Below are 9,799 nucleotides of genomic sequence, written 5' to 3' on the forward strand. Positions count from 1 at the left end.
GTCCGGTGCCGCCCACACGGCTTCTTTGCCGCGGGAAACCGTGCAATACAGCATTGGTCAGCAGCAAGGGATAGCGACCGTGAACGTCCATCAGCCGCCCCAGACCGTCCGCGCCAACGGGATCGACATCTGCTACGAAATCTTCGGCAACGACAATGCCGAGCCGCTGCTGCTGATCATGGGGCTCGGGGCGCAGATGATCCATTGGGATGATGCATTCTGCGAGCAGCTTGCCGCGCGCGGCTTTCGCGTGATCCGCTTCGACAACCGCGACATAGGCAAGTCGAGCCATCTGACCGGCGGCAAGCGGCTGACGCCGCTCGAGCTGCTGAAGCTACGCTTCCTCAGGATTCCGGTTGCCGCAACCTACAAGCTGATCGACATGGCGAAGGACACGGTCGGGCTGATGGATGCGCTCGGCATCAAGTCGGCGCATCTGGTCGGGGCCTCCATGGGCGGCATGATCGCCCAGGAGGTGACGCTATCATTCCCCGAGCGCGTACGCTCGCTGACCTCGATCATGTCGACGACGGGCAATCCGCGCGTGCCGCCGCCGACACGCGAGGCCGCCGCAATGCTGATGGCGCCGCCGCCACGCAGCAAGGAGGAATTTATGGTCCGCTTCGGCCAGACATGGAAGATCTTGCGCGGCGGGTCTTTTCCGGAAGAGGAAGCGCTCGACCCTGAACGCGCCGAGCGCGTGTTCGCACGCGGACTCAATCCGGCCGGCGTCGGCCGGCAGCTCCGCGCCGCGCTCGCCTCGGGCAGCCGCAAGGAACGGCTGCATGGGGTGAAGACGCCGACGCTCGTCATTCACGGCACCGTCGATCCCCTGGTCCATCCCGAAGGCGGCAAGGACACGGCAGCGTCAATTCTCGGCGCCAAGCTGTTGATGATCGAAGGCATGGGCCACGCGCTGCCGATGCGCTTCTGGCCCGAGATCATCGGCGCCATCGACGACCACGCGCATGGCGCGGCGGCGCAAGCCGCCTAGCCCTTCCTCGCGATCCAGATCACGTGGCGCGCGCCGCCGCCTCTGCCGGTGGCGCGGACGTTGATTTCGTTGACGTCGAAGCCGGCGCTCGCAATGCGCTTGGTGAAGGCCGGGTTGGGCCCTGACGACCAGACAGCGAGCACGCCGCCTGGCCGCAGCGCCGTCTTAGCCGCCATCAAACCGTCCGCATTGTAGAGCGCGTCGTTATCCTTTCGTGTCAGCCCTTCCGGCCCGTTGTCGACGTCGAGGAGAATGGCGTCGAAGGCGGAGCGCTGCGCCCGAATGATTTCGCCAACGTCGGTCTCCCGGATGCTCACCCTGGGATCGTCGAGGCTGTCGCCGAAGACCGACGCCATCGGGCCGCGTGCCCAGGCCACCACCGCAGGCACAAGTTCGGAGACCACGATCCTCGCCTTGCCTCCGAGCACGGCAAGCGCCGCGCGCAGCGTAAAACCCATGCCGAGGCCGCCGATGAGGACGACGGGCTTTGCGACGTTCTCGATCTGCTTTGCCGCCAGCGTTGCAAGCGCGGCCTCCGAGCCCGACAAGCGGCTGTTCATCAGCTCGTTGCTGCCGAGCTTGATGGAGAACTCCTTGCCGCGCCGCATCAGGCGGAGCTCACCGTCGGAACCGGGGATTTGCGCGGTGTCGATCTTTTCCCAGGGAATCATGCCTGACGTTTAGCACGATCGCGCCCGTGGTCACCCACCCGCCCAAACGTCCAGCACATAGCGGTTGCTCGCGCCCATCTCCTCGATCCAGCGTGCACTGGCCGCGGCATCGCTACCGCTCTTTTCGCGGTGCATCGCGACAAGGGCTGCCTTCACATCGGGCTCCATCTTGCTGCCGTCGCCGCAGACATAGATGATGGCGCCTTGCTCGATCAGCGACCAGACCTTGTCCTTCCGCGCGGCCAGGAGATGCTGCACATAGGTCTTCGGGCCATCGGCACGCGAGAACGCGGTGAAAAGCTCGGTGATGCCGCTTGCCGCCAGCGCCTTCAGCTCGTCTGCGTAGAGAAAATCCTGATCGGGATGGCGGCAGCCGAAGAATAGCATCGCCGGACCAAGAGCAGTCCCCTTCGCCCTGCGCGCAGCGCGCTCCTGAAGGAACCCGCGGAACGGGGCAAGTCCCGTGCCCGGTCCGATCATGATGATCGGCACGGATGACTCGTCGGGGAGGCGGAAGCCGGCCTTGGTCTCACGCACGATGGCGTAGATCGTATCACCCGCTCGCCGGTTCGCCAGGTAATTGGAGCAGATGCCCTTGTAGGTGCCGCGCCCGGAAGCGGCCGGTCCTTCGACCACCCCGACGGTGATGCTGCACCGCGCCCGGTCGACCGACGGGGAGGACGAGATCGAGTAATAGCGCGGCGCGAGCAGCGAGAGCATTTCGAGATAGACGTGGAACGGCAATTCGCAGGCCGGATATTCGAGCAGCAGGTCGAACACCGATTTGCGTCTGGCCAAGATCTCGGTGCGGTAGAGCTCGAGTGGCTCAGCCTCCTCCCCGACAAACGCCAGCAGCTTTGGTTTCGTCACCGGGCAGCGCGTGTGCTCCGCCATGATCTGGATCTGCTTCCGTGTCGCGACCTGCTGCAGCTCGACGAACTCACTGAGCAGACGGCCGACCGACACGGCCTCGCCGACGGGCAATTGCGCCCGGCGGCCTTCGGCGACCTGAAGCCGGATCTGATCGGCTGGCAGGAAGCCGAAGCGGCGGGCGACCGAATCTACCAGTGTCGGGTCGTTGCGCGGGACCACGCTCAAATGATCGCCGACCCGATAGGTGATGTTGGACGGCAGTTGCACCTCGATATGGCGCGTCGAACGCTCCGACGGATTGGGCCCGCTTCTGTTCTGAAGCTCGTCATTGACCAGAACCTTCATCGCGACAGCACCGCCCTGGGCCACGATAGTGTTGACGTCGGTCACCGCCACCGGCTCGATTGCATAGAGCGGATCGTCCTCCGCGGTGCGGGTGAAATTCCAGTCGATGCCGAATTCCTTGGTCGCGACCTGGGCAGCCGCCGGAAACCATTTCTGGAATTGGCCGTCAAGATCGCTGCGCGCATCGCCCTCGCCGCGCGGATAGACGGCGCGCGCGCCATGTGCCGACAATTGCTCGTCGATGAAGCGCGGCACCGACTGATACGTCGCTGCCCAGTCGCTGTTGCCGCAGCCGAACACGGCGTAGCGCACATTGGCAAAGGCGTCCTTCGGCAAATCGCTGCCGAGCCATTTGACGAACTGCGTCGCATTGTCAGGCGGTGCGCCGTTGTAGGAGGCGCAGATTATCAGTACGCCACCTTCCTGCGGCAGCTTGCCGACGTAATCGTCGAGCGGGCCGAGACGCACGGCAAAGCCGTTGATCTCAGCGAGGTCGGCCATGCGCGTCGCGAGTTCCTCGGCGGTGCCGAGATTGGAGCCGTAGAGCACCAGCATCGGCGTGTTGTGGCCGGGCCGGGCGGCCGGCTGACGCCGTCCTTTGGGTGCCGAAGCCACTGCCACGACTGGTCCGCCAAAGGCACCGCGCTCGCGATCGGCGCGCGGGCGAACCTTGATCTTGAAACCCTCCGGCTTGATCGTCAGCGTTTCCTTCAGGTGCATCTGATAGCGCTGGTGATCGATCAGCTTGAAGCGCTGGAGGATCATCCCGAGCGCAAGCGCAGCCTCGTGCATGGCAAAGCCCCGGCCGATGCAAGCCCGTTGGCCGTTGCCGAACGGCTTCCAGGCATTGATCGGCCGTTTGGCTTCCGCCTCGCGGCTGAAATTCTCGGGATCGAAGGTATCAGGGTTCGGTCCCCAGACTGAGGGATCGCGATGCAGCGCCGTCACCAGGATGGTGGTGAACGTGCCCTTCCTGAGCTTGTACTTGCCGCCGCCGATGGTCTCATCGTTGAGCGGCGAGATACCATAGGCTGGCGCCGGCGGCCACAGCCGCAGCGCCTCCTTCAGGATCTGCGTGATGTAGGTGAGCTGCGTCACCTGCTGATAGGTCGGCTTCGCATTGACGTCGGGACCGAAGACGCGGTCGACCTCGTCATAGGCCTTCTTGAGGATGTCCGGATGCTTGAGCAGTGCATAGAGCGTGTAGGACAACAGGCCGCTGGTGGTCTCGTGGCCCGCGATCAGGAAGGTGTTGATCTGGTAGCGAATGTTGACGTCATCGAGCTGCTCGCCGGTCGCGCGGTCGATGCCGGTCATCATCGCGGCCAGCATGTCCTTCTTGTCGTCGATCTCGTCCGCACTCTTGCGTCGTTCTGCAATGATCTCGTCGACCATCTTGTTCATGAAGGCGACGTCTTCGGCCAAGGTCTTGCGCCTCTTCTGCATCCAAAGCTGCTCGAAGGGCAGGCCACGCGTCATCATGATGGTTTCGAGCGAGCGCACCAGCGACTCGACGTACGGGTGGTAATCGCGGCGGTAGAACGAGTTGAAGCGGTAGTCGAAGCCGCACAGGCCGATTGTGTCCAGCGTCAATGCGGTCATGTCGTGGACGACATCGATCTCGTCGTCGGCGTTGAGCCGCTCCCACTTCTGGACGAGCTGCTCGGCGATGTCGACCATGCTCGGGTGATACGACTGCATGGCCCGGTTGCCGAACGGCTGGAGCAGGATGTTGTGCGCCTTGCTCCAGTTCGGCTCCTTGGTATCGGCCGTGAACAAGCCGTCGCCACCGACCGCACGCACACGCCGCAGCGCACCGCGCACCGTCTTGTCGAAGCGCTTTTCGTCAGAGAGCTCGTCGACGAGGTCGTGGCCGGAGACGACCACGATCGGCGAGCCCATCATGTCGAGCCAGAAGATCGGACCCAGCTCTTTTGCGAGCCGCGTCAGGTGCTGCACGGGGGCGGCCGAGTCCAGCGACAGCATGTTGCCGACCACCGGCTTGGTCGGCGGATGCGGGATCGGGTCCAGTCGGTTCTTGGATGACATCAGAAGTGCTTCCCCCTGCCTCAGGCGTCGATCTCGTCATTGCGAGGAGCGAAGCGACGAAGCAATCCAGACTGCCTCCGCGGGCACATTCCTGGATTGCTTCGCTGCGCTCGCAATAACGGCCTAGCCGAACCGCCTTCTACGCCATTCGATCAGCTTGGCACTGACCTCTTCCGGCTTCTCCTGCTGCGTCCAATGGCCGCTGTCCTTAACGAGATACTTCTCGAGATCGGGAATCAGCTTGTCCATGCCATCAGCGGAGGATGGCGGCAACACCGCGTCGTTCTCGGCCATGATCATCAGCGACGGCACGCGGACCGTATGATCGAGCCCTTCGGAGCGCGCCCAGTTGCGCGACATGTTGCGGTACCAGTTGATGCCGCCGGTAAAACCCGTTTTGGTGAAGGCATCGACGAAGACTTTCTTCTCTTCCGGCGACAGGATCGGCGTACGCGGATCGTGCCTCGCATCATAGCCGGCAATCATCTGCGGAAATGCCAGATTGAGCCGCGGCGAAGCGCCGACACCGGCAACCACCTCCTCCGGCGGGGTGTCGGCCGGGCGCGGCACCGGCTTACGCATGAACGCATCGAAAGTCTGTTCGACACGGCTGCCGAAAATCCTGTCCGGCTCGCGCGCCGGATCCTGGAATTGAACGATGTACATCTTGTCGCCGAAGCGTGCGCGCAACAGCTCGATCGGATCGGCCCAGGCGCGATTGGTGTGGGGCGTGTTGATGCCGACTACCCCGGCGACCCGGTCGATGTGCCGCAACGGCATCTGCCAGACGATGAAGCCGCCCCAATCGTGACCGACGAAGATCGCCTTATCGATCTGCAGATGATCAAGCAGTCCGACGAGATCGCCGGTCAGGTGCTCAATGTCGTAGGCCTCGACCGGCTCGGGCCGGTCGGTCGCACCGTAGCCGCGCTGGTCGGGCGCGATCACGCGGATGCCGGCCTCGCTCAGTGCCTTGATCTGGTGGCGCCAGGAAAAGGCGAGCTCGGGCCAGCCGTGGCACAGCACGACCGGCGGCTTGTCGTCTGCCGGGCCAGCCTCGTAATAGCCCATGCGGATTCCGTTCGTCGTCGCGAACTTGAGCGGCGGCATTTCAATCATCGCGAACTCCTTATTCCGCAGCGCGCTTGATGTCGGCCGCGGGCGGCGCATAGGCCGCCTCCAGTGCGGCGAACTCTTCCGGCAGCATGTCGCACATCACCTGCACATGCGGAATGATGTTGGCGCCGACGATGAAGCCGAAATCGAGCTGGTCCCGATAGCTCTGCACGGTGATGTTGAGCGCCTGCCCATGCGTCGAGATCGAGACCGGAAAAATGTGCAGAAGCTCGGCCCCTGCAGCATAGAGCGTCTGCCGCGGTCCCGGGACGTTGGACACCGTGATATTGGCGGCCGGCGGCAGCACGTCGGACAGGTTGGAGCGGCCGTAGAGCAGCGCCAGGATCTGCACCATGATCGGGGCACCCAGCATCGAGATGTTGGAGACCTGCGGCATCAGCGCCCGCAGTGGATGCGACATCTCTTTGGACTTGGCCGATTGCGCGATGATGGCTTCCAGCCGCGCCTTTGGATTGTCGATGTTGGTTGCGATCGAGCAGATCATGCCGAACACCTGGTTATTGGCCTCGGTGTTGCCCTCCTCGCGCAGCGAGATCGGCACCGCCGCAGTCAGCGATTTCGCCGGCAGCGTGCCATATTGCTGAAGATAACGGCGGACCACGCCGGAGGCGAGCGCCAGCACGACGTCATTGAGCTTGCCGCCGGCCTGCTTGGCCAGCGCCTTGGCCCGCGACAACGAGATCGATACGCCGGCGAAGCTCCGCTCCGACGAGATGGTCTTGTTGAGCATGGTCGGCGGCGACACCATGCTGGCGAGGCTCTCGCGCGATTTCGGATCTGCGACCTTACCGAGCACGTCGGAGACGCTCTTGAGCACCGTCGGGATGTTGCCGGCAAACCGCACCGCGCTCTCGATCTGGTACATCGCATTGTCGAACAGGATCGAGCCGATGTCGCTCTTGCCGGTACGCGGCAATTGCAGGTTCTTCGCGGCCGCCGACGCGTCGAGCGGCTGGCTGAAAAGCTGTTGATAGGAATCGAGCAGGTTGGCCGCGATATCGCGCGGCTCCTGTCCGGGCTTGGATCCAGCCGTCGGCGGATCGACCTTCCGCGGGATCGGCGAGATGTCATAGATCATGTTGGTGAAGGCTGCACCGGCGCCCCCGTCGATGGCGGCATGATGCATCTTGGAATAAAGGCCGACCTCGTTGTCCTTCATGCCCTCGAACACGTAGAACTCCCAGAGCGGACGGGCCCGGTTCAGGAGCTTGGCATGCATCCAGCCGACGATGCGTTCGAGCGTGGCGCGGTCGCGCGGCTGCGGCAGGCTGGCCCGGAAAATGTGACGATCGATGTCGAACTGATCGTCCTCGACCCAGGAGGGATGATCGATGTCCAGCGGCGCCTTCTCCAGCCGCGCCTTCAGGATCGGCGCGATGTGCAGGCGCGAGACGATCATGGCCTTGAAGTCTTCGAAGAAGTCGCCCTTGTAGTCGTCGGGCAGGCGAAAGATTGCCATGCTTCCGACATGCATCGGCATTTCCGGCGTTTCCAGATAGAGAAACGACGCGTCCAGCGACGACAGCTTCTTCCCGTCAGCCATAATTCCCTCCCGCAAGACTAGACGGGCGCCTTTGGTCGGCGCTTCTCGTCAGGCCGATACTGCCTGTTCCGCCGGGGCATATGCAATGGCAAACGGCCCGGCCCGGTCAAATGGCCGGAATTCCCCCTCCGATTGCGCCAGGCGGTCCGCCACGGCCCATAGCGCCGCGGGATTGACCCCGAGCCCGATATGGCTCGCCAGGTGCACCTCGATGTTCTCGGCACGGGCAGAGGGACGGAGCAGACAGGTCCGCCAGTTCACGATGCCGTCGGCACGCGAATAGATCGAGCTCGTGGGCACCGGCAGATCGCCGGCGAGCGCCTCGCGCTGTTCGGCAAAATCCTCGACCCGCTCGCCGGACAGCGCCTCGTACAGCCGCGTGACGTTGGTCGCCCGTACGTCGTTGGCAAAAGGGCTGCCGAGCGTGACGACATAGCGGACCATCTCCGGCGCCTGAAGTGCGAGATCGCGGGCATAGACGCCGCCGAGGCTCCATCCGATCAGGCTGACCTTGCGACGCGACGCGGCGTGGATCTCGGCCAAGCGCATGCGCAGCGAATCCCGCATCCGCCCGAGCCCGCCGAGATTGCGGCCCATCCGCCAGGCATGTGCCTCATAACCGAGCTCGCTGAGATAGCGTCGCATCGGTGCCATCGAGAGATCGCTGGCGAGGAAGCCCGGCAGCGCCAGCACCGGATGGCCGTCGCCCCTGGGCGCGCGCATCAGCAGCGGTGACAGCAGCAGGCTCGCATTGAATTCGAGCAGACCCCGAGCCTCGGCAAGTAGCAGCCCGATACCCGGCGGACGAAGCCGGCCGGAATCCCGCGTCCCGTCCGGCCCTGATGACACTATTTCTTCTTGTCGCTGCTGCGCGTGCCGCCGAGGCCTGCCATCGCGACGAACATGTCCTGAAACCGTTCGGCGAGCTTGGGATCGTATGTAAACCAACTCTGCACCAACGATTCAGGCGAGACCTTGTCGATGTTGCTCAGGACCTGCTGCTGCAGCTTGTCCATCACCGCCGTCTGCATCGGCGACACGTCGGGCAGTCCAAAGAATTGGCGGGCCTCGAGGGGAGTGCAGTCGATTTCGATATTAACCTTCATGTCCCCTCCGGATGAGATTCGAGCGGCCTGCCGGCAGTATCGCCGCGAGTTGTGGTGCGACGCAAGCGCCTGATGCCGGCGCGACATGTCCCGACCCGCAACGGCCGAATATGGTCAACCAAGTCCAAAGTCGTAAGCCGCCCAAGCCAGGCGGCACGATCAGCATTGCTGCACAGCGGTGCAACTTGGCGCGTTCCTTGCTGGAATGGCGCTTGCACGGGTCGAGAACTCTGGGCAACATGGATTGATCGGCCGGCCGAACAAATCAAAAATCACCGGCACGGCAGTGTGGAGAGGGTCAAGAATGTCAGTAGGTCGAAGTCTGTTTGTGGCGACGCTCGCCGGTATGGCTGCGTTCTCGGTCTCGCCGGCGTCGAGCCAGACACTACGCTATGCCAACCAGGGCGACCTGAAGTCGCTCGATCCCTATACCCTCAACGAGAGCACCACCCACGCCCATCTCGGCCACGTCTATCAGGGCCTCACCGCGCGCGACAAGGATCTCAAGATCATTCCGGCGCTGGCGGAAAGCTGGGAGACGCCGGAGCCGACCCGCTGGCGCTTCCACCTGCGCAAGGGCGTGAAATTCCATAACGGCGATCCGTTCACCGCCGACGACGTGCTGTTCTCCGCCGATCGCGTCCGCAAGAAGGGGTCCAATATGCAGACCCGCCTTGCACCCGACGTCAAGGTCGTCAAGGTTGACGACTACACCGTCGATTTCGTCCTGCCCTCGCCCAATCCCATCCTGCATTCGTCGTGGGATGTCTGGTATATCATGGACAAGAAATGGGCCGAGGAGAACAACGTCGTCGATCCGACGCCGGTGGCGGCAACCACGCCGAGCTACGCCTCGCTCCACGAGAACGGCACCGGCCCCTTCATCATCGAAAGCCATCAGCCCGGCGTGAAGACGGTGTTCAAGGCCAACCCCAATTACTGGGGCAAGATGGATGGTAACCTGAAGGAGATCACCTTCACTCCGATCGCCTCCGACGCCACCCGCGTTGCCGCGCTGCTCTCGGGCGAAGTCGACGTCATCGAGCCGGTGCCGATCCAGGACATCTCCCGCGTCGATTCC

At 63.6% G+C, this 9,799-nt stretch carries 8 protein-coding genes; 2 read left to right on the forward strand and 6 right to left on the reverse strand.

The genetic code is table 11. From position 1 onward, the window contains the following. Positions 1-79: 79 nt before the first annotated feature. Positions 80-994, forward strand: coding sequence for an alpha/beta hydrolase (locus IVA78_RS32475; RefSeq protein ID WP_247279829.1), 915 nt, complete (start codon positions 80-82; stop codon positions 992-994). Here IVA78_RS32475 and IVA78_RS32480 read toward each other — a convergent pair. The 6 genes from IVA78_RS32480 to IVA78_RS32505 form a co-directional block, all read right to left on the reverse strand. Next, the gene (locus IVA78_RS32480) at positions 991-1,665 is read right to left on the reverse strand and encodes a spermidine synthase (protein ID WP_247279830.1); all 675 of its coding nucleotides are present in this window, start codon (positions 1,663-1,665) and stop codon (positions 991-993) included. The genes IVA78_RS32475 and IVA78_RS32480 overlap by 4 nt on opposite strands. Before the next feature lie 30 nt (positions 1,666-1,695). Further along, positions 1,696-4,932, reverse strand: coding sequence for a cytochrome P450 (locus tag IVA78_RS32485; protein ID WP_247279831.1), 3,237 nt, complete (start codon positions 4,930-4,932; stop codon positions 1,696-1,698). 123 nt (positions 4,933-5,055) lie between these two features. Further along, positions 5,056-6,051 (reverse strand): alpha/beta hydrolase, encoded by a 996-nt coding sequence (locus tag IVA78_RS32490; RefSeq protein WP_247279832.1) that lies wholly within the window; start codon positions 6,049-6,051, stop codon positions 5,056-5,058. Between the two features lie 10 nt (positions 6,052-6,061). Beyond that, positions 6,062-7,612 carry a wax ester/triacylglycerol synthase family O-acyltransferase gene (locus IVA78_RS32495; RefSeq protein ID WP_247279833.1) on the reverse strand — a complete coding sequence of 517 codons (1,551 nt, stop codon included), beginning with the start codon at positions 7,610-7,612 and terminating at the stop codon, positions 6,062-6,064. A gap of 48 nt (positions 7,613-7,660) precedes the next feature. Continuing rightward, complete coding sequence (locus IVA78_RS32500) at positions 7,661-8,461, reverse strand: alpha/beta hydrolase (protein ID WP_247279834.1); 801 nt, start codon at positions 8,459-8,461, stop codon at positions 7,661-7,663. Then, complete coding sequence (locus IVA78_RS32505; RefSeq protein ID WP_091891548.1) at positions 8,461-8,718, reverse strand: DUF6489 family protein; 258 nt, start codon at positions 8,716-8,718, stop codon at positions 8,461-8,463. Before IVA78_RS32505 ends, IVA78_RS32500 begins: the two co-directional genes overlap by 1 nt. 304 nt (positions 8,719-9,022) lie before the next feature. Between IVA78_RS32505 and IVA78_RS32510 the strand changes: the two genes are divergently transcribed. Next, positions 9,023-9,799: ABC transporter substrate-binding protein (locus IVA78_RS32510; RefSeq protein ID WP_247469428.1), on the forward strand; the 777-nt coding region annotated here is incomplete at its 3' end.

This window comes from Bradyrhizobium sp. 137, assembly GCF_023074095.1.
Taxonomy (GTDB): domain Bacteria; phylum Pseudomonadota; class Alphaproteobacteria; order Rhizobiales; family Xanthobacteraceae; genus Bradyrhizobium.

What these genes read in the sequence shown, in the direction of transcription:
- IVA78_RS32480 (WP_247279830.1), bottom strand. Translation starts at nt 1,665, where the DNA reads ATGATTCCCTGGGAAAAGATCGACACCGCGCAAATCCCCGGTTCCGAC.
- IVA78_RS32485 (WP_247279831.1), bottom strand. Translation starts at nt 4,932, where the DNA reads ATGTCATCCAAGAACCGACTGGACCCGATCCCGCATCCGCCGACCAAG.
- IVA78_RS32490 (WP_247279832.1), bottom strand. Translation starts at nt 6,051, where the DNA reads ATGATTGAAATGCCGCCGCTCAAGTTCGCGACGACGAACGGAATCCGC.
- IVA78_RS32495 (WP_247279833.1), bottom strand. Translation starts at nt 7,612, where the DNA reads ATGGCTGACGGGAAGAAGCTGTCGTCGCTGGACGCGTCGTTTCTCTAT.
- IVA78_RS32505 (WP_091891548.1), bottom strand. Translation starts at nt 8,718, where the DNA reads ATGAAGGTTAATATCGAAATCGACTGCACTCCCCTCGAGGCCCGCCAA.